Below are 23,181 nucleotides of genomic sequence, written 5' to 3'. Positions count from 1 at the left end.
ATGATGGGAAAAGGGTGGAGACATGTGAAGCATACGGTTCAAATTGAAGAAGCAATAACGGAACTTTCGTTAAACTGGCTGGTGGGAGATGTTCGCCTTTATCACCATGATCATCCTTATTTATTGATGAAGCAGACCACCAATCATGTATTCCCCCATCGGTATTTACTGCATCATCAAGTGCAGGAAGGCAGGCTAGTCATTCAAGATAAAAGAAAACGAGCGATCAGCTTGGGGCTTCATCTTCATCAAACGAATTTGGAGATTTACCTCCCTCAGGCACAGTTACAGTCCTTGTCTATTCATTGTAAAGGAGCAAATCTATTCTTGGATGGACTGAAGGTGAAGGAGGCTGACTGCCAATTGATTTCTGGAAAGTCCATGTTCACGGGAGAAATCAAGCATCTGCGCTTGCAGACAGTGGGTGGACTTATCTCTAGTCAACAGCTCAACACGCAGACATTGAGCCTGCGTACTACTTCGTCAAAAGTGGAGATGGTAGGTGCTTTTTCAGATATTGATCTGAATTTAATAGGCAGAAGGGTACAGATACATTCAAAGGCCATGTTGCATTCGCTCAAATCGACGTCAACTGGATCATCTGTCAAAGTGGCAATTCCGGAAAATGATGGATTTATTTGTTATGTGAAGAAAAGATCAGGTACTTTTCACAATGACTTTCCTTGTGTTGATGATCAGGATAGAATGGTTTATAAAAATGGAGGGAAAAGCTTTGAGGTCGATATAAGGGGAGGTTCTTTTCTATTAAGTGATGGTCATTGAAGCGATGATGATCCTCTGATTCGATATATCAATATAAAATAATTTGAATATCTTTTTATGTCAGAATATTTTGTTAATAGTGTTTTCCTCAAAAAAACAATTGTTTTTTAAGGGTAGATTTATTATGATAATATACATCGAAAGATTGAAGATTTTGAATCAGAATGAAAATTCTGATTTTTTATTTTTTATGTTGTTTGTTGATGAGGGGGAATAGAAGTGGCTCAAAAGGAATTAAAGAGAGGGTTAAGTGCTCGTCATATTCAAATGATTGCGCTTGGCGGCACAATTGGTGTTGGCTTATTTATGGGGTCAGCTAAAGCCATTCAATGGACAGGTCCATCGGTTCTTCTCGCGTACGCAGTGTGTGGTATTTTTATCTTTTTTATTATGCGTGCGATGGGAGAAATGTTGTATCTTGAACCGAGTACGGGATCTTTTGCTACATTTGGGCATCAATATATTCATCCGCTTGCGGGGTATATGACAGCTTGGAGTAACTGGTTCCAGTGGGTCATTGTTGGAATGTCTGAGATTATCGCCGTAGGCGCTTATATGAAATATTGGTTCCCGGAGTTACCGGCGTGGATTCCCGGATTAATCGCCATGATCATTTTAGGTGCGGCCAACTTGATTTCGGTTAAGTCATTCGGTGAGTTTGAATTCTGGTTTGCGATGATCAAGATTGTGACGATTATTTTAATGATCATTGCAGGTTTAGGCATTATTTTCTTTGGGTTTGGCAATGGTGGAACAGCGATTGGTTTGTCTAACCTTTGGGCGCATGGCGGATTCTTTACAGGTGGATTTACCGGGTTCTTGTTTGCATTGTCCCTAGTGATTGCTGCCTATCAAGGGGTAGAGCTCATTGGGATTACTGCAGGTGAGGCGCAAAATCCGCAAAAGACGCTGACAAATGCCATCAAAAGCATCATCTGGCGTATTTTGATTTTCTATATCGGTGCGATCTTTGTCATCGTAACTGTGTATCCGTGGGATCAGCTGAATACGCTCGGCAGTCCATTTGTGGCGACGTTTGCGAAAATTGGAATTACGGCAGCAGCAGGTATTATTAACTTTGTTGTCATTACAGCAGCGATGTCCGGCTGTAATAGTGGAATCTTCAGTGCGGGACGTATGCTTTATACATTAGGTGTGAATGGACAGGCACCTGCTTTCTTTACAAAAATTTCGAAGAATGGTGTACCGTATTTTGGGACATTTGCTGTGCTGATTGGTTTAGCGGTTGGGGTGGTCTTAAATTATGTTTCGCCGCCAAACATTTTCGTTTATGTGTATAGTGCCAGTGTCCTTCCTGGTATGGTGCCTTGGTTTGTCATTTTGATTAGTCATATTGGCTTCAGAAAAGCGAAGGGGGCAGCGCTTGATCAGCATCCATTTAAGCTACCGCTTGCGCCATTTTCTAACTATTTGACAATCGGATTCTTGCTGATGGTGCTTGTGTTTATGCTGATTAATCAGGATACACGAATTTCTCTCATTGTGGCAATTGGGTTCTTGATTTTAGTGGCGCTTAGCTTTTTTGTATTTGGAATTGGTAAACGAAAACCGATTGAAACAGCTTCTTCTGATCAAACGGTGAAATAATCAAAAGCCTTGCGGAGTGGACCCGCAAGGCTTTTGTCGTTTACAGAGAAGCTTTGACACGCTGAAAGACATCTGGAAAGTTGGTGAAAAGACCGGTGACGCCGTATTGCAGAAGACGTGTCATGTCTGCTTCGCTGTTTACCGTATATGGATGAAGGAGGAGTCCATGGCTTCTGACTTGCTGTACATTTTCAAGTGTCAAAGCTCTAAAATTCGGTCCGACCCCCACTGCATACGATTTGATGAAGTCGAGCTGATCATCTGTAATAGACGTCATTTGTGCTCTATCTAATAGCTGTACTTTTGGAAGCCGAGGGGCGAGTTTCTGCAATTTTAATAGACTTTCTTGACTGAAAGATTGGATGATGACCTGCCCTTTTCTAGTATGTTTTCCAAGAAGATGATGTTTCTTTAAGACGGCCAATAGCTTTTCTTCCATTTGCGGATAGATGTCTGGTTTTTTGGTTTCAATATAATAATTTTCTCGTTTACCGAAGTAGCGTAATACCTCATCTAATGTGAGGACTTGCTGTCCAATAAAGTGGGCATTTTGTTTGTCGGGGTTGGCTTCGTTAAACCATGCACCGGCATCAAGCTGTTTGATTTCGGCAAGTGTGAGGTCTTTGACCCAGCCGGTTCCGTTTGTCGTCCGGTCAACCGTTTCATCGTGCATGACGATGAGGTGTCCATCCTTTGTCATTTGAAGGTCGAGTTCGAGGTAATCTGCATTCATCTTTGTGGCGAGCTTGTAGGAAGCTAGGGTATGCTCTGGGGCATACCCTGATGCTCCGCGGTGTGCAACGGTTAAAATGCGATCTGGAGATAAAAGATGTTCATGTGCCGACATGGTGGTCGGCACCCAACCAAAAGACAGTAAAGCAAAAGAGAGTAACACGAAAGCAAGTAATCTACTTTTCTTCATATTTTATCCTCCTTTTACGGTAACTGCCTCCATCATAAGAAATAGATGTAAAGGGCATGTTGGGCGGAGATGAATCTTTTATGTGATTTTCATTAAGCTTGCTCTACGCGCTTTCCTGTATTCCATGTCATGGCGAGGAACACAATCGCAAGGATACAAGAACCAACTAGTAAAATGAAACCTCCTGTCCAGTCATAGTGATCGACGACGACGCCCATCATGGCATTAGCAAAAGCAGAGCCACCAATATATCCAAAGAATCCTGTCAACCCGGCAGCAGTGCCAGCGGCTTTTTTCGGAGCGAGATCAATGGCTTGCAGTCCAATGAGCATGACGGGTCCGTAAATTAAAAACCCGATGCTGATGAGGGCAATGTTATCAACCATTGGATTGCCAGCAGGGTTTAACCAGTACACAAGAACCGCAATTAATACGCCAATCATAAAGAGGACGCCAGCAGGTGCGCGGCGGCTTCTAAAGAAGCGGTCACTAATCCACCCGCACAATAATGTACCAGGGATGCCTGCATATTCATAAAGGAAATAAGACCAGCGTGAATGCTCTGGTGAGAATCCTTTTGCTTCTGTTAAATAGGTAGGTGCCCAGTCTACGACCCCGTAACGGACAAAGTACACAAAGACGTTGGCAATGGCGATATACCAAAGGAATTTATTGTTGAGTACATATTTAAACAAAATCTCTTTTACGGTTAATTCTTTTTCTTGATCTTCATATTGTTGTGCCGGATAGTCATTTCGGTATTCTTCGATTGGCGGAAGACCAGCGGATTGCGGGGTGTCCCGAACGAGAAGAATGATGACGAAGGAGACGATAATGGCGATGATGGCAGGGAAGAAAAAGATACTTTTCCACGTCGCAAACAAAACAATTCCTAATGTGATAAGCGGTGCAAGAATTCCCCCACCGATATTGTGAGCGACGTTCCAAATGGACATTTTCGTACCACGTTCACTCACCGAAAACCAATGCGCCATCGTTCGTCCGCATGGCGGCCACCCCATTCCTTGAAACCAGCCGTTTAAGAACATGAATAAAAACATGATCCATACACTGGAAGTCACCCATGGAAATGAGACAAATAGAATATTGATAAGAGCTGATAGAAAGAGTCCAGCGGCTAAAAAGTATCTTGGGTTACACCGGTCTGAGATCATCCCCATAATGAATTTACTAAAGCCATAAGCGATTGAAACAGCCGCCAGTACAAAGCCTAATTCACTTTTTGTGAACCCCTCTTCCTGTAAATAAGGGATGGCAAATGCGAAATTTTTGCGCAGCAAATAGTAGCCCGCATATCCGATAAAGATTCCCAAAAAGACTTGCAGACGCAGCCGTTTATAGGTTTCGTCTGTTTTGGCATCATCGAGCCTGTCGATATGCGGAGCTGGTTTAAACCATTTGAACATAAACATCCTCCTCTTGTAGATATGACTGAAACAAAAGTACGAGGTCTGTCTTTGATCTTGTACTTTTTCAGAGACAAAAGAATTGATAACGCTTTCTTTTGTACTCCCATCATATCGGATGGAGAAGATGTTTATGATGAGGCTTTTGTCATTATTTTGGAAAAACAGTTCATGAAGTGATGAAAAAAATCCGCACAATGGCGGATTTTTAATAGTGGTTAAATTGATACATCAATTTTTGCAGCTTTCTTTAGTTGATCAATTTCTTTTTGTACTTCTTTTTGCTTTTCTTGAGATTCTAACTGCTTCTTGATTTGTGATTTGACGTCTTTGAAATCAGGTGCTTTTTGTTTTTGCTTTTTCATTTGTTCGGCGTATTGGTCATAGTACGCTTTGACGTCTTTTTCAGACACAGAGGCTGATTTAATTTCTTTGTCGACATATTGGCTATATTTGATGCTGTCGGCAATATCACTTTTCAGCTGATCCATTGTCAGTCCGCTCTTTTTGAGTGCTTCTTCAAATTGAGCATTGTCTTTAAATTGTTTCTTTTCTTCTTTTAGCTGCTTATCGACTTGCTTGTCAGAGGCTTTATAGCCCTTCTTCTCAGCATCTTGCAGGATGAGCTCTTGACCTACTAGCGCATCAATGGTTTGCTTCTTGACAGCTTTTGCGCCTTCTTTAGATGTTGGGTCTTGTCCTGACTGCTGAAGTTGACCTTGAATGGTCGATAAGGCGCTATTGTATTCACTGCCTGTGATTTTATCTTTGTTGACGGTCGCAACGACCTTTTGATCATCAATTTTTTGTGCGTCTAATTTCTTTTGCATCTCTTCCATTTGCTTTTGCTGCTCTTTTTGGTCAGCCTGTGTTGTTTCCTTGCTTTTGGCTGAATCGTTTTGCTTATCCTGTTTCGCATCGTTTGATGAGCAGGCTGCAAGCCCCACTGATAACAGACAAGCAATGAGTGTATATGATACTTTTTTCAATTATTTTCTCTCCCTTCGGTATGAGAACATCTAGTGCGCATTCTAACCGTTTTAGAGGAAAAATAAAACCGTATAGACGAATTGTTAGCGGATTGACATTTTTTTTATCTGTTTGTCCTCATTTTGTCTTCTCATAGTCATCATATGACAGCTCAAGTTTGGAATAATTGTTCCATCGCTTCGTCGAGATTGGTGATCGGCTGGCGGCAGCTGTAGTTTTCACAAATATAGACCGTCGTGCTGTCGTTGATCGTTTTGTAATCTTTTGCAAAAGGTGCGAGCCTTGCTAATTCTTGCCCTGTTTCGGCAGTTAAAATGAGATCAAATGGCATGAATCGTTTTTGCAATGCTTGTAGAAGCTGTTCTTTTTGCGGATCGCCCTTTTTCCCGAGAATAATGATTTCTCGTTTTACGGCATATTGGCTTAATAGTCCTTGTAAAAAGGCGGTATGTCCGCTTGGATAGGAAGAGACATCGACGTAAAAGGCGTTGAACATCTTCTCTAGTGTTTCGATCCAGTCTTGACGTCCGATCATTCTGCTTAGTTTCAGAAGCTGTTGGAGTCCAGTACTGTTACCAGACGGCATGGCCCCGTCGTATACTTCTTTTTCACGAACGATAAGCGCTTCTGCATCTGAGCCTGAGAAGAAAAAGCCCCCGATTTGCTCATCCCAAAACAGTTCAAACATATTTTCAGCAACGGCTCTGGCTTTTGTCAGCCAATCTAGGTCAAAGGTCGCTTCGTATAAAGACATATACGCTGTGAGCATGTGCGCATAATCCTCGATAAAGCCTAGATGCTTTACGTCCCCTTCTCTGAAGCGGACCATGAGGCGTCCCTGTTGGATGAGGTGTGTTTCGAGAAAAGACATCGCCTGTTTTGCCATGCGGATGGCCTCTTTTTCATGAAAGACACTCCCTGCTTTGGCAAGTGCGGAGATCATCAGCGCATTCCACGAGGTGAGTACCTTGTCATCGATTAGCGGTGTAGGTCGCTGCTGTCTTACAGTGAGTAAAATGCGTCGAGCGGATTGCAGTTTGGAATGAAGGGTTTTGTCGTCGATTGAATATGCTGCTTTGATGTCATCAAATGAGGTGGAAATGGTATGAGGGATGTTCTGTCCTTCAAAATTTCCTTCCTCTGTGATGTGGTAGACCGCACAAAATAAAGTGCCGAGGTCATCACCTAAATGGGTCATGATCTCCTCTTTTGTCCAAACGTAATATTGCCCTTCTTTTCCTTCTGAATCGGCATCGATTGCGGAATAAAAAGAGCCGTCACGATTCATCATGTCTCGTTTAATAAATTGAATGAGGTCTTGGACAAGCTTTTCGTACTCATGGTGTTGAGTGATTTGATAGGCTTCGGTGTAGGCATCTATCAGCAAGGCGTTATCGTACAGCATCTTTTCGAAATGCGGCACAAGCCATTTTTCATCGGTTGAATACCGAGTAAATCCAGAACCAATATGATCATAAATACCGCCGTTTGCCATACCGTTTAACGTTTTTGTGACAGCATATAACGCATTTTCTTGCCCTGTCCATTCAAAATAACGCATGAGAAACGTGAGCATATGAGGTGCGGGAAATTTAGGCGCAGAACCGAAGCCGCCATACAGCGTATCAAAGCTGCTCATGAGCTGATAATAGGCTTTGTGAATCGACTCCTGAGTGAGCGTATTTTCTGTCTGCCCTGCTGCCTTGATCCGCAAATTATTTGTTGCCTTTTCTGCCAATGATTCAATATGATCTCGGTCGTTGTGATACGCATCCATCAATTGCGTCAGTGCTTCAATGAAGCCAGGACGGCCGTAAGCACTTCTTTTTGGAAAATAAGTCCCCGCATAAAACGGCTTTTGATCAGGCGTGACAAACACGTTGAGCGGCCAGCCGCCTTGTCCAGTCATCATCTGACAAACGGACATATACATCGAGTCAATGTCCGGACGCTCCTCACGATCGACTTTGATTGAAATGAAATGCTCGTTTAGGATGTCAGCGACTTGTTGATCTTCAAAGCTTTCGTGTGCCATGACGTGGCACCAGTGGCAAGTGGCATAGCCGATGCTGACAAGCACCGGTTTATTTTCACGTTTCGCTTTGTCGAATGCTTCTTGCCCCCACGGGTACCAGTGAACTGGGTTGTGGGCGTGTTGAAGGAGGTAGGGTGATTTTTCCGTGATGAGTGGGTTGGGTGTTTGGTTGTTTGGCATGGGTCACCTGCTTTTTTCTTTTTTATAAGATCCCTCATTTGGAAGGAATTTATCATCTTTACTTCTTCACCAATACATATTGTAAGTTTTCTAATTCAAACATATCAATCAGTTCATTGATGTCTTTAAAATAGATATGTTTTCCAAACCGTTTTTTGCTTAGGTCAATTTCTACATCCAATTGATCATCCTTTTCTTTCGTTTCGAGTTCATTTAGACAAGAATAGATTTCGATGGTTTCTCCTGTTGACAGCTCTTTTTCAATGAATTGAAAAAGTGCACGAAAAGAATGAATGATGTCCAATTCATAAACAAAAGGATGTGTGAATTTGTTTCTTACCGTTTCATAGAAAGGATCTAAATAATCAATGTGAATGCCTTCGAAATCCTCTTCTGTTTCGAATACTTCTATCAAAGGATCTTCTTTTTGATAGGTTTTGTGCTTTTTTTGTTTTTGATCAAACAATTTGATATTGAGTTCAGAGAGTGGTTTATAGGTAGGGTTTTGACCAATGGTCCCAAGCGGTAGTTCTTTGTTTGATCCAATATAATGCTGTAAAGTCATGGGTTGTCCTCTTTTCTTCAATGATTTCTCGTTCGTTGGTTATTTACTTTTTATCAATAAATGGTGGAATGTGCAATTCTTTTCATATTCGTTTTCTACAAAAGAAAAGGGCAAGTCGTTTGACTAAATACCTCTTAGGGTATACTATCTGTCATAGAAAGGAGTGCTTATTCATGGAGTATAATCAACAGATGAAGAATCGTCTTCGCCGGATTGAAGGGCAGATTAAAGGGGTTCTTGCGATGATGGAGCAGGGAAAGGATTGCCGTGAGGTGGTGACGCAGCTATCTGCATCACGCAATGCCATTGATCGTGCAATGGGTGTGATTGTGAGTACAAATCTTGAGCAATGTGTCCGTGAAAGTCTTGAACAAGGCAAGGATACAGAGGGGCTTGTCAAAGAAGCGGTTGAGCTCTTGGTGAAAAGCCGGTAAGAAATTCCTCAGCCTTTGGAGGTTGACGAATTTTTTTACTTGTTATAATATACCCTTACCGGTATGTGTATATATTTTTTGTTTTCTATATACCCCCACGGGTAATTAAGATAAGGAGGATCATGATGGAGGAACAGAAAAAACGAACAACAATTGTTTTATTTAGTGGAGATTATGATAAAGCGATGGCCGCTTACATTATTGCAAATGGCGCAGCAGCTTATGATCACGAGGTGACTATTTTTCATACTTTTTGGGGGCTGAATGCCTTGCGTCAGGAAGAGATGGTGCCACTGAAGAAGGGATTTTTAGAAAAAATGTTTGGCAAAATGATGCCGCGTGGCGCTGATCGAATGGGGCTGTCAAAGATGAATTTTGCAGGAATGGGACCGAAGATGATCAAGCATGTGATCAACAAACACAATGCCATGACCCTGCCGCAGCTCATTGATATGGCGAAGGAACAAGAGATCAACCTCGTGGCATGTACGATGACGATGGATCTTTTAGGGCTGCAGGAGGATGAATTACTAGCAGACATTCAATATGCCGGTGTGGCAGCGTATTTAGCAGAGGCAGAAATCGGGAATGTGAACTTATTTATCTAGGGGGTGTCCATACATGATTCAAATGCTTTTGCTCATCATTGTGATCGCTTTGCTTGTGAGCCGTTTTCTTCCCGTACGGGGTGTGAAACAAATGGACGCAGCTCATCTGAAACCTAAATTGCCTAGTCGGCATCAACAGCTGATAGACGTGCGATCACCTTTAGAATTTCAAACAAATCATATAAAAGGCTTTCAAAATATCCCCTTACCACAGTTAAGGAATCGAGCGCATGAGCTTGAGAAAGACAAAGAAGTGTATGTGATCTGCCAAAGCGGGATGAGAAGTATGCAGGCGGCTAAATTGTTAAAAAAACAGGGATTTACCCACATTACGAATATCAAGGGTGGCATGAATGCTTGGCGATTATAGGTATCAATAGGCTTTGTAATATACCCCCACCCCTATAAAAGGAGGAAAAACAATGCAGCAACCAACAGCAATTCTAGATGCAAAAGGATTGGCATGCCCAATGCCCATTGTCAAAACGAAAAAACAAATGAATGAGCTCTTGCCAGGAGATGTGCTTGAAGTGCAAGCAACTGACAAAGGGTCTACAGCGGATTTAGCAGCTTGGTCAAAAAGCGCCGGTCATGAATTTTTAGGAACAAAAGTAGAAGGGCAGGTGCTTCATCATTTGATTCGTAAAGGTGGAGCGAAACAGGAGGAGCAGTCAATGATTTCGGAAATATCGTTGAACATGTTTCAACAGAAGGTAAAAGAAGATCAGTCATTGTTTATTTTAGATGTACGAGAGCCGGATGAATATGAAGCGGGTCATATACCAGGAGCTGTTCACATCCCTCTTGGCGAGGTGGAACAACGTGCTGAAGAATTGAACCGAGAGACGCTCATTTACCTCATCTGTCATTCAGGCAGAAGAAGTGAATTAGCCGCACAAAAGTTAAAAGAAAAAGGATTTCATCAATTGATCAATGTAGTGCCAGGCATGAACAGCTGGACAGGAGAGATTGAAAAATAGGAGCTGATTGAAACGATGACTGTAAAATCAATGACAGCAGAACAGTTAACAAAAAAGATCATCAACAAAGAGCCGATCTTTTTGTTGGATGTACGAAACGAATCAGATGTGCAGGACTGGAAAATTGAAGGGAAAGCCGTTGAATATTTAAATGTGCCTTACTTTGAGCTTCTTGATGGCGTAGAGGATATGGTGGAGAACATACCGGATGACCTAGATGTACTGGTCGTTTGTGCGAAAGAGGGCTCTTCTATTATGGTGGCAGAGATGCTGTCAGAGGCAGGCAGAACGGTCCATTATTTGCAAGGCGGCATGAAGGCATGGAGTGAGCATTTAGAGCCAGTGAAGATCGGTGATTTAACTGGCGGTGGAGAGTTGTACCAATTTGTGCGAATGGGCAAGGGGTGCTTGTCCTATATGATCATGTCGAATGGGGAAGCTGCGATTATTGATGCGGCTAGAATGACGGAGGTCTATACGCAATTTGCTATAAAACATCAAGTCACAGTGACGCATGTGTTTGATACGCACCTTCATGCGGACCATATATCTGGCGGGAAAAAGCTGTCTGAACAGACTGGTGCTATCTATTGGCTACCACCAAAAGACGCCGAAGAGGTGACGTTTGATTACAATCACCTTGAAGAAGGGCAGCGTGTGACGATTGGAGCGACGGAGATTGATATTCACGCCCTTTATTCACCAGGCCATACGATTGGTTCAACCTCTTTTATCGTAGACGGCCGTTACCTCCTTTCAGGTGATATTTTGTTCATTGATTCGATCGGAAGACCTGACCTAGCCGGTATGGCGGAGGACTGGGTAGGTGATTTGAGAGAAACCCTTTATACACGATATACGGCGCTTTCGGCAGAATTGATTGTGCTGCCTGCACATTTTATGATCGTGGATGAGCTGAATGAAGACGGGAGCGTTTGGAAGGAACTAGGCGCTTTGTTTGAAGAAAATCACGGGCTGAACATTGAAGATGAAGACGTATTTAGACAAATGGTCACGCAGCATCTACCTGCACAGCCAAACGCTTATCAAGACATTCGGTCTACCAATATGGGGAAGCTGCATCCAGACGAGGAAGCGCAGCGAGACATGGAAATTGGTCCAAACCGTTGTGCGATTCGATAATGTTCAATAAAATAAAGAAGCGAGGGATGATCAGATGACATCAGATCACATTTTAGACGTAACCGGGCTTGCATGCCCAATGCCGATTATTCGGACGAAGAAAAAAATGAACGACTTGGCAGAAGGCCAAGTATTAGAAATACATGCAACAGATAAAGGGGCCAAAGCTGATTTGGCTGCATGGGCTAAGTCAAGCGGACATGAATTGATCACGCAGACAGATGAAGGGCATGTGCTGAAGTTCTGGGTGAGAAAAGGGTCCTAAAGGGGAGAGGGGTATCTATGAGGGAGCCCCTTTTCCTTTTGCAAAGGAGGAGACCAGCGTGGATTTTGCATTTTTCATTACTTTATTTATCATCGGATTTATTGGTTCCTTCTTATCAGGAATGGTCGGAATAGGAGGATCGGTGATCAACTATCCTATGCTGCTTTATATCCCGCCTCTAGTCGGAGTGATGGCATTATCGGCACACGAGGTTTCAGGGATTGGTGCCATTCAAGTCCTATTTTCGACACTCGGCGGTGTGCTGGCGTATCGAAAAAGCGGATTTTTACATCGACCATTGATTTTATATATGGGGAGCAGTATATTGGCAGGGAGTTTATTAGGCAGCTATTTATCACATTTCCTTCCAGAGAAAGGCATCAATGTGGTCTATGGTCTGCTTGCCATTGTCGCTGTCATTTTAATGCTTGTTCCGAAAAAAGGTCAGCAGGCAGAAGCGGATGGAGAGGTGACCTTTCATAAAGGATTGGCGGCTGGTATTGCCTTTGTGATCGGAAGTGTATCGGGCGTATTAGGTGCAGGCGGTGCCTTTATTTTAGTACCGGTGATGCTATCGATTCTCAAAATCCCTGTGCGGATGACGATTGCCTCGTCTCTGGCGATTACGTTTCTCTCTGCGATCGGCGCATCGGCTGGGAAAGTGCTGACTGGTCAAGTCATGTTCATGCCTGCTCTTGTCTTAATGGCGGCCAGTTTGATTGCTGCGCCGATTGGGGCGAAAATTGGCCAGAAAATCAATGCCGTTTATTTGCAATGGGCGCTTGCCGTGATGATTACAGCCACAGCGATCAAAATCTGGGTGGATTTATTATAAGAAAAAGACCAACAACTGAGAGCAAGGGCTCTTTTCCATGTTGGTCTTTTTTATTTCATGTCATCGTGCTCAATATACGTTTCAAGTGCAGGGTGGTACTCTTTTTGATAATGAAGATTGGGGCATGTTTTCACGACTTTGCCTTGCAAGGCATTGGACTTCGAGACATCTAATGCTGTTTTACATTTTGGACAACGTTCGTTAAATATTGAGAGCCAGCGCTTCATAGATCACCACTCCAGTTAAAGTCTTAAAAACCGATTATATTAATATGAATTATAGGGGATTGTGTGAATGAGGTCAATGGATATTTGGCTCTTTTTAACAAAAAAGAAGCATCGTATAAGATGCTTCAGCGAATAGACAAATCCTTGCATTTTTTGTAAAAAATTTGAAATATGGTTAGTAGGCTTTTGCCCAGAACACCATATCAGAAGCAGGTTTCCCGCAGCAGACACATGTGTCAGAAACGGATTCTTGTTCAAACGGGATACAGCGTGATGTCGCCCCTGTTCTCTCTTTGATGTCGTTTTCACAGTCTTCATCGCCGCACCACATGGCTTTGATCAACCTGTTTTCTTCGGCAAGAAGCTGCTCGATGTCTTCGATTGTGTGGGCGTTTGATGTTTTTTCATGTAATCGTTCTTTTGCTTTTTCGTACATCGTCTGCTGAATGTCTTCAAGCGTGGCCGTGATGGTTTGTTCAAGTGCATCTAATGTGACGGCTTGCTTTTCACCTGTGTCTCGTCTTGCAAGTATCACCTGGCCTTTTTCCATATCCTTTGGTCCTACTTCTACGCGTAATGGGATGCCCTGCATTTCGCATTCGTTGAATTTCCAGCCAGGCTGTTTATCACTTGCATCGATGTCAGCGCGTGCGATGCGGGCGAGTCTATCCTTTAATTCATAGGCATGATCGAGGACACCTTCTTTATGGGAAGCAATTGGCACAACACGTACTTGGGTTGGCGCAATGTTTGGCGGTAGGACAAGTCCTCTGTCATCGCCATGCACCATGATCATAGCGCCAATGATTCTTGTGGTGAAGCCCCATGATGTTTGCTGGACATGCTCTAGTTTTCCTTCGCGATTTAAAAATTCAATGCCAAACGCCTTGGCAAATCCGTTGCCGAAGAAGTGAGAAGTGGCGGTTTGCAGGGCTTTTCCGTCATGCATCAAGCTTTCAACCGTATAGGTGAAGCGGGCGCCAGCGAATTTTTCTTTCTCTGTTTTTCTTCCTTTAATGACAGGGATCGCTAGAAGCTCTTCACAAATAGACGCATAGACATGGAGCATTCTTTCTGTTTCTTCAATCGCTTCTTGCTCAGTCTCGTGACAAGTGTGCCCTTCCTGCCAGAGGAATTCAAGGGTTCTAAGGAATGGACGTGTTGTCTTTTCCCAGCGGACGACATTGGCCCATTGGTTATATAGCTTCGGTAAATCACGATAGGAATGAATGATGTTTTTATAATGCTCGGCGAACAGCACCTCGGATGTTGGTCTGACGCAGAGTCTTTCCTGTAATTCCGAATCACCGCCATGTGTCACCCACGCCACTTCAGGAGCAAAGCCTTCGATATGATCTTTTTCCTGCTGGAGAAGGCTTTCTGGGATAAAGAGCGGCATATAGACATTCTCGTGACCCGTTTCTTTGATTTGACGATCAAGTTCGTCGCGAATATTCTCCCAAATTTTAAAACCGTATGGCTGAATGATCATACTGCCTCTAACGCTTGAATAATCGACGAGACGCGCCTTTGTGACAACATCTGTATACCACTGGGCAAAGTCGTCTTCCATGCTTGTAATTTTCTCAACAAATTGTTTCTTTGACATCGTCTTTTTCCTCCTTTTAAAAAACAAAAAAGCTGTGCTTTAAGTTAGGGACCATTCCTGGTGGTACCACCCTAATTTAAAGCACAGCTTTACACTCGATCATGATAACGGTATGAACCGCTGTATGAAACAGAACTAAATCGGCAGGTTCACTTGAAGATGTCAGTAGGAACTTCTCAGCACCGTTCCCTCTCTGGTAAAGATCGATTCAAGCTACTATTCCAGATCTACGTTGATTCTTGTTCGTTGATTTTTCATCAGTTTACCTGTAAATGGGGGAGAAAGCAAGTTGGTCCGCAAGTTCATTTCATGCCCTTCTGAGGTCGTTTATGTCGAAGAGCCATTGGCAGATATTTTCTGTTTTTGCAGCTTGCACGTTATGGAAGGCTATGCTAATATATTTGAAGAAAAAAATAGACTTGTATAACCTCAATAATATGGTTTGAGGGTTTCTACCAGGATCCGATAAATCCTGATTACAAAAGCGCGCTTTCCTTTTTTGTAATCAGGGTTTTTTTGTTTGTCTGCACCCTGTATCAAAAGTGAAAGCCATGATATAGAGAAGGGATGTTAGACATGAACTGGAGAGTTTATTTATTAGCTGTTTCTACTTTTGCGGTTGGATTAGTTGAGCTTGTGGTCGGGGGCATTTTGCCAAGTTTAGCAGAGGATCTCAATGTGTCTCTTGCGACAGCTGGGCAGCTGATCACGGTATTTGCGATTGTGTATGCTATTTCAGCACCGGTGCTACTGACCGTCACAGCCAAAATCGAACGAAAGCGTCTTTATTTAATCGCATTATTGGTCTTTACATTAGGCAATGTATTCACATATTTTAGTTCCACCTTTGCCCTTGTCATGATCTCTAGGGTCTTGATTGCCATGAGTACAGCGCTTGTTGTGGTGTTATCACTAACGATTACCGCCAAGCTGGTGGAACCGGCGCATCGAGCGAAAGCATTAGGTCTGATTTTTATTGGGATTAGCTCATCACTTGTTCTCGGTGTACCGATCGGTATTTTTATTACAGAGAGCTTTGGCTGGAGAGTGATGTTTTTAGGAATCAGTATTTTGTCCGCCATATCCATGGTACTCATTTATTTTCTATTGGAGAAAATGCCTGTTGAAAAAGTCACACCGCTTAAAGAACAAATTCGTTCTTTAGGGCATCCGAAAATTTTCAGTGCACATTTGATTAGCTTGTTCATGCTTGCTGGTCATTATATGCTGTATTCTTATTTCACGCCATTTCTGATGGAAGTTTTGCATATGACTCCGTTTTGGATTAGTATTTGTTATTTGGTCTTCGGACTTGCGTCTATTGGCGGGAATGGGTTTGGCGGCTGGCTGAGTGACAAACTAGGATCAGGAAAAGCCATTTTGCTTGTGACCATGGCGTTTGCCATTGTGATGTTTATCCTTCCTTATACAGCGGGAGTGTTTATGCTCTTTATGGTGATGGTTGTCCTATGGGGTGCTCTTAGCTGGGCACTGACACCTGCTTTGCAGAGCTATTTGATTCAAACAGACCCTGTGACGTCTGATATTCAGCAGAGTTTGAACACATCCGCTTTGCAAATTGGGATTTCCATTGGATCAGCAGTGGGCGGCGTCATGTTTACAATGACCGGTTCATCTGTTGATTTGGCTAAATTCGGCGCTGTTTTTGTGCTGATTGCCTTTAGCTGTGCAGTGATTTCATTAAAGAGACCGCCGCTTTATATGGATCGTCAGCATCACGCTGAATAGAAGAGAATAAGATCGTTTAGCTGCCTCATCATAGGCAGCTTTTTATTTTTTGAAAACCACACCTTCGCTTTTACCAGTAATGACTTCTTCTCCATGCTGATTGATATAACGGGAAAAAAGGTAGACTCGATGGTATTTTTCAAGGGGTTCTACCTTGGTGACGGCCATCTGGCAGGTAATGGTGTCACCTGTATAAACAGGGCGTATGAAGGTACATGTCATCTCTTGACCGATAAAATGAAACTGACCGCCAAGCTTCGTGGCTAGACTTGCTGTGAGAAAACCGTGTACCATGAGCCTGCCTTGATCATCTAGCTCGGTATGATGTTTGCCAAGATCACCTGTCATCTCGCCAAATTGAATCACATCTTCATGCGTATAGGTTTTGCTTGTTTGAAATTGATCGCCTGGTCGAACCATCTGTTTTTTCAGCTCCTTTTTTTAAATGTACCAAAGGAGTGAATGAATGTACATTCATTTTTGTGGTGAGATGTTGGAAGCAAAGAAGAGACAGGATGCCTTTCTTTGCCCTTGATACGTCAGGAAAAATGTCATCGTCTATTCAAAAATTACCATTTCTCCAATTGGTTGAAATCCGGCACGCTGATAGATATGTTTGCCGTCATTTGAGGCTTGTAACATCACACACTTTTGTTTGTTATCTGTCTGGGTCAGAAGGTAATGAAACATGTCACTGCCAAGTCCTCTTCCGCGGTGTTCTGCCTTTGTGATGACATCATAAATACCGTAGCTGTCTGCTGTTTCAATCAATAAGCCCGTTGTGACCGGTTTGTTGTGTTCATATCCAACGAACATGCGGGTACTCGGGTGTAATCGTTCAATCGAAAAGCGCTGGAAATAGCTGTTTAAAGAGATTGCCTCAGGTGATCCTTCGAAAAGTTCGATAAATAAATGTTGATAATCGAGAAAGGTTTGATCGTCAGTCACTTCCTTGATCGTAAGCGATTGAGAGGTCCTTTGATCGATGTCGTTTGTATGTTCAAGCATCATGATGGTATTGCGTTCCACTTCTTGAAGCCCATATTTCTGCATGATATTCGACCAATCGGGGTGAAGCAGGCTTTGAGTGATCCATGTGCTGAATGTTAGTTGCTGTTGCTGCATTTGTTCGATGGCAACTTCCACTTTTTGTTGATCTTGTATGTGCGCTGAAATGGGTAATAACAAATTGAACGTGTCAGTTGATATATGCGTGTTTGATAGAACGAAATCTTCCGTTGATAGGAACGATCCGTTGACAACAGAAGAAAACAAATTTATTTTTTCTTCTAACTGGCGAATGGCCATTTGCTGTTCTGTTTTCATTCTCTCACCTTCTTTTTTTGATTGAGGGTTACTTATCATAAATAATAGCAAAGAAAAGGAAATTATGCCGTCTCTTGCAATCTAGTAAAAAAGTTCTTTTATTTATCAGGTCTGATGACCCATTCTTTTCCTCATCCCCACATTTCTTTTGACTCCTTTATTGATTATTAGTACCATTTTATTAACCAGTTAAGAGTGGAGGTTCAGATGGAAACAAACGAGCAGATTGTCTTAAAAGCGATTCAAGATTTGATTATGCATAGGGAAAAGAAACGGAACGATCCAACAGATCCACTGATTACCACGACTGATACACTCAAGCAAGATTGGACACTTACACAGCTTCATATTTTATCTATGATTCAAGCAAACCCTAATGAATCCAATAATACATTTCTTTCACAACAACTAAAACTATCAAAACCAGCTATTACAAAGGCTGTGAAAAAGCTCATCGAAAAAGGCATGGTCGACTATTGCCACCGGCAAGGTGACAAGAAATCCGTCTATTATTCACTCACAGAGGAAGGCACACAGCTTGCGGCACTGCATGATGAGCTTCATGAACAGGCAGTCTCCTCCTATTTAGAATTCCTCCATGAATTTAATGAAGACGAGCTACAGGTTATTGAGCGCTTCTTAAAGGCTTGGAAGGAAAAGATATAAATAACGGACCGAAAGCTTTCTATAAACTAGATGCTTTCGGTTTTTTTATGGTAAAATTAACATATATTGACGTTATTCGTGATGATGTTTGAGGGAGGGAGCCGTGTTGGTGAAAGAGATGATGGAGAATTTTAAAAAATCTATTTTTATCATGCCGTTCGTCGGATTGTTTGTCAGCTTGCTATTATTTGTTTATTTTTTTGGGATCACAGGAGTTGAAGGGTCCATTTGGGCAGCTATTTTGTATTGTGCTCTGCCCTTTCTGATGTACACGATACTCTGTTTGCCTTTATGGATTTATTTTAAAGTCAGCAAAAAACGTTCAATACATAGAAATGAGGAAGATACATGATCGTTGTTAGCGCTTGTCTTGCGGGATTAAAGGTCCGTTATAATGGCAGCCATCGATTAGATCAACGTATCGAGGAGCTTGTGCAGGAAGGAAAGGCGGTAACAGTTTGCCCTGAGCTGCTTGGCGGTTTCTCTACACCAAGACCTCCCGCTGAAATTATTGGTGGAGATGGTCATGATGTCTTACGGGGGCAGGCTGCTGTTGTTGATGTTCATGGAACAGATGTGACAGAGATGTATGTAAATGGTGCACAAGCCACGCTTAAGCAGGCTCAGACTCTTGGCGCAACATCCGTCGTGTTAAAAGAGTACAGCCCTTCTTGCGGAAGCCGGATGATCTATCGGGGAGAGTTTAACGGGAAGACAAAGGCTGGGGACGGTGTGACGTCTGCCTTGCTGAAACAGCATGGGATTCAAGTATTCTCTGAGGAGGATGATTGGACCTCGCTGTTTGTATAGGGATGGCGTGAATTGAAGGAGGAGTTAGGTTGAAGAAGTGGATCATTGGTTTAGTAGTCGTTATTTTCATCGGAATAGGTCTTTATTTTATGATCAATGCCAAAACATATGCTTTTGATGATGTGGTCTCGATTGATAAAGATAAAGTGACTTCCATTCAAATTGAGCATGATGATGAGCGCGTTGTGGTGGACAAGAAAGAGGATATTCAAAAGCTGCTGAAGAAATTTTCGGGTATTCAATTAAAGAAATTAACTGGATCTAAAAAAGAAACAAAAGAATCTTATTGGATCAGAGTGTACGAGAACGAAAAGCAAATGTATGGTCTGACTTTTTATGACCAAAGCTTTTTAGAGACGTATGATGGTTCTAAAACAAAAAATCGAATCAGTAAATACCAAATCGTTGATGCAAATCAAGTCGATATGGGACAATACATCAAATAAGATCATTCAGTCTATGAATGGTTTCAGCGTGTAGACAAACCCTCGCATTCTTTGTCAGTCCTGCGCTCTGGTGCTCACGAATCCCAAATTCGCTCCGCGCCAGTACTCGTCCTTCCTAGGGCTGCAAAGGTTTTCTATCACGCTGAAAAGAAGACAAAGGGCTAAAATCAAGTTCATTTTAGCCCTTTGTCAACTATCTGAGATCATTCAGTCTATGAATGGTTTATCTTTTCATGCATGATCTTTCGCACATTCGGGTATAGTGCATGGTAAGCAAAAATGAAGCGGAGGTTTGTTTGATGAGTGGATTAACAGATACAGTCACATTAGCAAACGGAGTGAAAATGCCGAAGCTTGGCTTTGGTGTATGGCAAGTAAAAGATGGGGATGAGGCTGTAAATGCAGTCAAAGACGCACTAGAAGCGGGCTATCGCAGTATAGATACAGCAGCGGCCTATCAAAATGAAGAAGGTGTTGGCAAAGCCATTCAGCAATCAGGCATCTCTCGCGATGATCTGTTCATTACGACAAAAGTGTGGAATAGTGATCAAGGATATGAGTCAACGCTTGAAGCCTTTGAAACGAGTATGAACAAACTTGGTCTGGATGTACTGGATCTTTATTTAATCCATTGGCCGGTTGAAGGCAAATATAAAGAAACGTGGAAAGCGCTAGAAAAGCTTTATAAGGATGGCCGCGTGAAAGCCATTGGCGTGTGTAACTTCCATCAGCACCATTTAGAAGATTTATTAGAAGAGGCAGAAGTGGTACCAATGGTCAATCAAATTGAGCTGCATCCGAAGCTGACGCAGGAGCCTTTACGTGACTACTGCAAGGCAAAAGGCATTCATGTAGAAGCATGGTCGCCATTAGGCAGCGGAAAACTTCTTAACCATCCGGTGCTTCAAGATATTGCGAAAAAACATGAGAAGTCAGTGGCGCAAGTCATTCTTCGCTGGGACTTGCAGCATGGCATTATCACCATTCCGAAATCTGTGACGAAGAGCCGAATCATCGAAAACACAAACGTATTTGATTTCGAGTTGTCCGCCCAAGAAATGAGTGTCATTGATCAGCTCAATGAAGATGAGCGCACGGGTCCAGACCCAGATAACTTCGATTTTTAATATAAGAAAAGCACGGGCGAGATGCCTGTGCTTTTTTATTTGCCGGTATGTTCAGACCATTTTTTGAGGCTGATAGGTCTCAATGATTTGAATGGCGTCGACAATTTGCTCTTTCTTATAGTCTCCAATCAAACAAAAGGTTTCATCTTTACGTGCAGCATGGTTTGCCACTGTATGTGCTGCTTCCTCTAGCTGAGCTGTGATGCCAAGCTCACGCATCGTTCTAGGTAATCCGAGTGTTTGATAAAGCTCAAGTAATTCTTCTACTTCCGTCATACGGTTTTCTGCAGCAAGCTGAACGAGAATGCCATAGGCCACTTTTTGTCCATGTAACACATGATGTGTTTCATCAATAAATGTTAATCCATTATGAACAGCATGGGCTCCTGCCATTCTGCCATAACGTCCTCCATAGCCGCCGACTGTTCCGGCTAACGTAATGATCGTATCTGTTACATCTGCAAAGGCTTGAGAAAGCTGACCTGTTTTTAAGCTGCTAACGGCTTCTTCACTATGAGTCAGAAGAATGTCACGAACGTACACTGCCTGCTTTAATGCAGCATGTACCATGAGCGGCAAGGTGCCTTTTGTGTTACGAATAATGGCTTCCGCTTCATACCATTTTGCCAGCGTATCCCCAATTCCGCTTTGGAGATAGGAAAGAGGAGATGAAAGCAAAAAAGTATGATCAATTAACGTGAGATAGCTGGACCGCTTATGATAGTCGACCCTCATGAAATTTCCCTTGTCATCATAAATGACACTGAGCGGTGTAGAAGCCGCACATGTCCCAGGAATCGTCGGCACCATGATCACTTCAATTTGGAGAGCGTCGGCAACAGACTTCGCTGTATCTAAAATCGTTCCGCCACCGATCCCGATGATCACGTCTGAACTCTTGAGTTCTTCCGCAATTCGTGTAATCGCATTTGGTGAACTGTAACCTTTATGCTGAACAATAGGCCACTCGGATGGAAGCTTTGTGTAATGTGAAAAGGCTTGATATGAGTCATATCCTGTCACTATAGCAGGTGAGTGAAAAGGAGATGCAAGTGACTCGAGTTCGTGATAAATTCCCTTTTGAGAAATAAACTGGTTAGGACCGCTTCTGACGATCTCTTCTGGCTGGATCATTGACTTATGCTCCTTTACGAAATCATATAGTTCTTAAATCATCTCATTTTACAGAAAGTTCTGTCAAATAATCGAACAATATGAGACCATAGACCATTCCGTTTTATGGAATTGAACTGCTGACATTGCCTTAAGGTATGTATTTCCTGTATGATATAAAATGGTATGTTTTGATTAAATTTAAGAGGTGTTTATATATATGGAAAAACAATATCGTGTATTACTTTACTATCAATATGTCCCCATTGAGGATCCAGAAACGTTTACAGCAGAGCATCTAGCATTCTGTAAGGAACTTGGTTTGTTAGGTCGTATTCTTGTTTCATCTGAAGGCATAAACGGAACCGTTTCTGGTACCATTGAGCAAACGGACAAGTACATGCAAGCATTGAAAGAAGATCCACGCTTTGCGTCCATGCCAATTAAAATTGACGAAGCAGATGGTCATGCGTTTAAGAAAATGCACGTCCGTCATCGAAATGAATTGGTGAATTTAAGTCTTGAAGATGATGTGAATCCGCTAGAATTAACGGGGAAACATCTCAGCCCAGTTGAATTTTACGAGCAAATGCAATCACCTGATACGGTCGTGATTGATGCACGTAATGATTATGAGTTTGATGTCGGTCACTTCAGAGGTGCTGTGCGCCCTGACATTGAGACATTCCGTGAATTGCCTGAGTGGATTCGTGACAATAAAGAGATTCTTGAAGGGAAAAAAATTCTGACGTATTGCACAGGCGGCGTACGCTGTGAGAAATTCTCAGGATGGTTAAAGCGTGAAGGCTTTGAAGATGTATCCCAGCTTGACGGTGGAATTGTCACGTACGGAAAAGACCCAGAAGTTCAAGGAAAGCTATGGGACGGTCAATGTTATGTGTTTGATAACCGCCTAACGGTTCCAGTCAATCAAACAGAGCACGTCGTGGTAGGAAAAGATTTCTTCACTGGCGAACCTTGCGAGCGTTATGTGAACTGTGCGAACCCTGCATGTAACCGCAAAATGATTGCAACAGAAGAAAGCGAGCATAAATATATGCGCAGCTGCAGCCATGAATGCCGCACAAGCGAACGTAACCTTTATGTGAAACAGCATAATTTGTCTGAGGAAGAAGTTCAAGAAAGACTAGCTGTCATTGAAAAAGAACAAGCAATCTCACAAGGATAAGAGGGTTTCCCTTTTATCCTTTTTTCTTTGGATGATATGTGTTCAGAGGGAAGAGGAAGTCATTTCCTCTTTCTTTTTTGTTTTGTTTTTTTCAAAATAAGGGTAAAGGTAGTTAATCAGTCTAATAGATTGAACAGTTGAAAA

General features: G+C 42.5%; 25 protein-coding genes and 1 riboswitch. Of the genes, 15 read left to right on the top strand and 10 right to left on the bottom strand.

Annotated elements, in window-relative coordinates:
- The first annotated feature begins 24 nt into the window (after nucleotides 1-24).
- On the top strand, nucleotides 25-783 hold the full coding sequence (locus tag ACSBQP_RS15430; protein WP_035390701.1) for a DUF4097 family beta strand repeat-containing protein: 759 nt from the start codon (nucleotides 25-27) through the stop codon (nucleotides 781-783).
- A gap of 219 nt (nucleotides 784-1,002) precedes the next feature.
- Nucleotides 1,003-2,391 (top strand): amino acid permease, encoded by a 1,389-nt coding sequence (locus ACSBQP_RS15425; RefSeq protein ID WP_057078671.1) that lies wholly within the window; start codon nucleotides 1,003-1,005, stop codon nucleotides 2,389-2,391.
- Between the two features lie 40 nt (nucleotides 2,392-2,431).
- Here the strand turns inward: ACSBQP_RS15425 and ACSBQP_RS15420 are convergent, their stop codons facing one another.
- From ACSBQP_RS15420 to ACSBQP_RS15400, 5 genes are all read right to left on the bottom strand, one after another.
- On the bottom strand, nucleotides 2,432-3,313 hold the full coding sequence (locus ACSBQP_RS15420) for a glycerophosphodiester phosphodiesterase (protein WP_045034665.1): 882 nt from the start codon (nucleotides 3,311-3,313) through the stop codon (nucleotides 2,432-2,434).
- Nucleotides 3,314-3,405: 92 nt separating this feature from the next.
- Nucleotides 3,406-4,740, bottom strand: a complete 1,335-nt coding sequence (gene glpT, locus ACSBQP_RS15415) for a glycerol-3-phosphate transporter (protein ID WP_008343899.1) — start codon at nucleotides 4,738-4,740, stop codon at nucleotides 3,406-3,408.
- Nucleotides 4,741-4,958: 218 nt separating this feature from the next.
- A complete protein-coding gene (locus ACSBQP_RS15410) occupies nucleotides 4,959-5,729 on the bottom strand; it encodes a SurA N-terminal domain-containing protein (RefSeq protein ID WP_041091710.1) in 771 nt (256 codons plus the stop codon).
- Between the two features lie 152 nt (nucleotides 5,730-5,881).
- Entirely contained in the window at nucleotides 5,882-7,945 is a 2,064-nt protein-coding gene (locus ACSBQP_RS15405; protein ID WP_435028577.1) for a thioredoxin domain-containing protein, read from the bottom strand.
- Nucleotides 7,946-8,003: 58 nt separating this feature from the next.
- Nucleotides 8,004-8,510 (bottom strand): hypothetical protein, encoded by a 507-nt coding sequence (locus ACSBQP_RS15400; RefSeq protein WP_217816247.1) that lies wholly within the window; start codon nucleotides 8,508-8,510, stop codon nucleotides 8,004-8,006.
- A gap of 173 nt (nucleotides 8,511-8,683) precedes the next feature.
- On the opposite strand from ACSBQP_RS15400, the gene ACSBQP_RS15395 reads away from it, so the two are divergent.
- The 7 genes from ACSBQP_RS15395 to ACSBQP_RS15365 all read left to right on the top strand — a co-directional run bounded on the left by ACSBQP_RS15395 (nucleotide 8,684) and on the right by ACSBQP_RS15365 (nucleotide 12,775).
- Nucleotides 8,684-8,944: a metal-sensitive transcriptional regulator gene (locus ACSBQP_RS15395; RefSeq protein WP_003217059.1), complete on the top strand. Its 261-nt coding sequence runs from the start codon at nucleotides 8,684-8,686 to the stop codon at nucleotides 8,942-8,944.
- A gap of 125 nt (nucleotides 8,945-9,069) precedes the next feature.
- On the top strand, nucleotides 9,070-9,552 hold the full coding sequence (locus tag ACSBQP_RS15390) for a DsrE/DsrF/DrsH-like family protein (RefSeq protein WP_073415251.1): 483 nt from the start codon (nucleotides 9,070-9,072) through the stop codon (nucleotides 9,550-9,552).
- Nucleotides 9,553-9,565: 13 nt separating this feature from the next.
- The gene (locus ACSBQP_RS15385; RefSeq protein ID WP_435028576.1) at nucleotides 9,566-9,922 is read left to right on the top strand and encodes a rhodanese-like domain-containing protein; all 357 of its coding nucleotides are present in this window, start codon (nucleotides 9,566-9,568) and stop codon (nucleotides 9,920-9,922) included.
- Nucleotides 9,923-9,974: 52 nt separating this feature from the next.
- The gene (locus ACSBQP_RS15380; protein ID WP_375831349.1) at nucleotides 9,975-10,532 is read left to right on the top strand and encodes a sulfurtransferase TusA family protein; all 558 of its coding nucleotides are present in this window, start codon (nucleotides 9,975-9,977) and stop codon (nucleotides 10,530-10,532) included.
- A 15-nt stretch (nucleotides 10,533-10,547) separates the two neighbouring features.
- Nucleotides 10,548-11,675 carry an MBL fold metallo-hydrolase gene (locus ACSBQP_RS15375; RefSeq protein WP_435028575.1) on the top strand — a complete coding sequence of 376 codons (1,128 nt, stop codon included), beginning with the start codon at nucleotides 10,548-10,550 and terminating at the stop codon, nucleotides 11,673-11,675.
- Nucleotides 11,676-11,709: 34 nt separating this feature from the next.
- Nucleotides 11,710-11,940 carry a sulfurtransferase TusA family protein gene (locus ACSBQP_RS15370; RefSeq protein ID WP_008343881.1) on the top strand — a complete coding sequence of 77 codons (231 nt, stop codon included), beginning with the start codon at nucleotides 11,710-11,712 and terminating at the stop codon, nucleotides 11,938-11,940.
- Between the two features lie 58 nt (nucleotides 11,941-11,998).
- Complete coding sequence (locus tag ACSBQP_RS15365) at nucleotides 11,999-12,775, top strand: sulfite exporter TauE/SafE family protein (RefSeq protein ID WP_058214104.1); 777 nt, start codon at nucleotides 11,999-12,001, stop codon at nucleotides 12,773-12,775.
- A gap of 50 nt (nucleotides 12,776-12,825) precedes the next feature.
- Here ACSBQP_RS15365 and ACSBQP_RS15360 read toward each other — a convergent pair whose 3' ends face one another.
- Both ACSBQP_RS15360 and proS read right to left on the bottom strand, forming a co-directional pair.
- Entirely contained in the window at nucleotides 12,826-13,002 is a 177-nt protein-coding gene (locus ACSBQP_RS15360) for a hypothetical protein (RefSeq protein WP_017358723.1), read from the bottom strand.
- A 175-nt stretch (nucleotides 13,003-13,177) separates the two neighbouring features.
- Nucleotides 13,178-14,611, bottom strand: coding sequence for a proline--tRNA ligase (gene proS / locus ACSBQP_RS15355; protein ID WP_144716628.1), 1,434 nt, complete (start codon nucleotides 14,609-14,611; stop codon nucleotides 13,178-13,180).
- Between the two features lie 399 nt (nucleotides 14,612-15,010).
- Nucleotides 15,011-15,110: riboswitch (purine riboswitch) on the top strand.
- Between the two features lie 77 nt (nucleotides 15,111-15,187).
- On the opposite strand from proS, the gene ACSBQP_RS15350 reads away from it, so the two are divergent.
- Nucleotides 15,188-16,360, top strand: a complete 1,173-nt coding sequence (locus ACSBQP_RS15350; protein ID WP_017358727.1) for an MFS transporter — start codon at nucleotides 15,188-15,190, stop codon at nucleotides 16,358-16,360.
- A gap of 42 nt (nucleotides 16,361-16,402) precedes the next feature.
- Here the strand turns inward: ACSBQP_RS15350 and ACSBQP_RS15345 are convergent, their stop codons facing one another.
- Nucleotides 16,403-16,780 (bottom strand): hotdog domain-containing protein, encoded by a 378-nt coding sequence (locus tag ACSBQP_RS15345; protein ID WP_048002330.1) that lies wholly within the window; start codon nucleotides 16,778-16,780, stop codon nucleotides 16,403-16,405.
- A 138-nt stretch (nucleotides 16,781-16,918) separates the two neighbouring features.
- Nucleotides 16,919-17,686 carry a GNAT family N-acetyltransferase gene (locus ACSBQP_RS15340; RefSeq protein WP_041508163.1) on the bottom strand — a complete coding sequence of 256 codons (768 nt, stop codon included), beginning with the start codon at nucleotides 17,684-17,686 and terminating at the stop codon, nucleotides 16,919-16,921.
- Between the two features lie 207 nt (nucleotides 17,687-17,893).
- Here ACSBQP_RS15340 and ACSBQP_RS15335 point away from each other — a divergent pair, with 207 nt between their 5' ends.
- The 4 genes from ACSBQP_RS15335 to ACSBQP_RS15320 all read left to right on the top strand — a co-directional run bounded on the left by ACSBQP_RS15335 (nucleotide 17,894) and on the right by ACSBQP_RS15320 (nucleotide 20,735).
- A complete protein-coding gene (locus ACSBQP_RS15335) occupies nucleotides 17,894-18,352 on the top strand; it encodes a MarR family transcriptional regulator (RefSeq protein ID WP_024719151.1) in 459 nt (152 codons plus the stop codon).
- A 348-nt stretch (nucleotides 18,353-18,700) separates the two neighbouring features.
- A complete protein-coding gene (locus tag ACSBQP_RS15330) occupies nucleotides 18,701-19,162 on the top strand; it encodes a DUF523 domain-containing protein (RefSeq protein WP_144684460.1) in 462 nt (153 codons plus the stop codon).
- A gap of 29 nt (nucleotides 19,163-19,191) precedes the next feature.
- Nucleotides 19,192-19,608: a DUF5301 domain-containing protein gene (locus ACSBQP_RS15325; RefSeq protein ID WP_072367557.1), complete on the top strand. Its 417-nt coding sequence runs from the start codon at nucleotides 19,192-19,194 to the stop codon at nucleotides 19,606-19,608.
- A 299-nt stretch (nucleotides 19,609-19,907) separates the two neighbouring features.
- Complete coding sequence (locus tag ACSBQP_RS15320) at nucleotides 19,908-20,735, top strand: aldo/keto reductase (RefSeq protein WP_048002334.1); 828 nt, start codon at nucleotides 19,908-19,910, stop codon at nucleotides 20,733-20,735.
- Between the two features lie 51 nt (nucleotides 20,736-20,786).
- Here the strand turns inward: ACSBQP_RS15320 and ACSBQP_RS15315 are convergent, their stop codons facing one another.
- Entirely contained in the window at nucleotides 20,787-21,869 is a 1,083-nt protein-coding gene (locus ACSBQP_RS15315) for an iron-containing alcohol dehydrogenase family protein (RefSeq protein ID WP_435028573.1), read from the bottom strand.
- A gap of 199 nt (nucleotides 21,870-22,068) precedes the next feature.
- Between ACSBQP_RS15315 and ACSBQP_RS15310 the strand changes: the two genes are divergently transcribed.
- Nucleotides 22,069-23,037 carry a rhodanese-related sulfurtransferase gene (locus tag ACSBQP_RS15310; RefSeq protein WP_007498459.1) on the top strand — a complete coding sequence of 323 codons (969 nt, stop codon included), beginning with the start codon at nucleotides 22,069-22,071 and terminating at the stop codon, nucleotides 23,035-23,037.
- Nucleotides 23,038-23,181 lie beyond the last annotated feature (144 nt).

It is taken from the genome of Bacillus sp. G402 (genome assembly GCF_051172515.1).
Taxonomy (GTDB): domain Bacteria; phylum Bacillota; class Bacilli; order Bacillales; family Bacillaceae; genus Bacillus; species Bacillus altitudinis.
The sequence above is the reverse complement of the archived record's forward strand: the minus strand, read 5'-3'. Positions and strand labels throughout refer to the sequence as shown.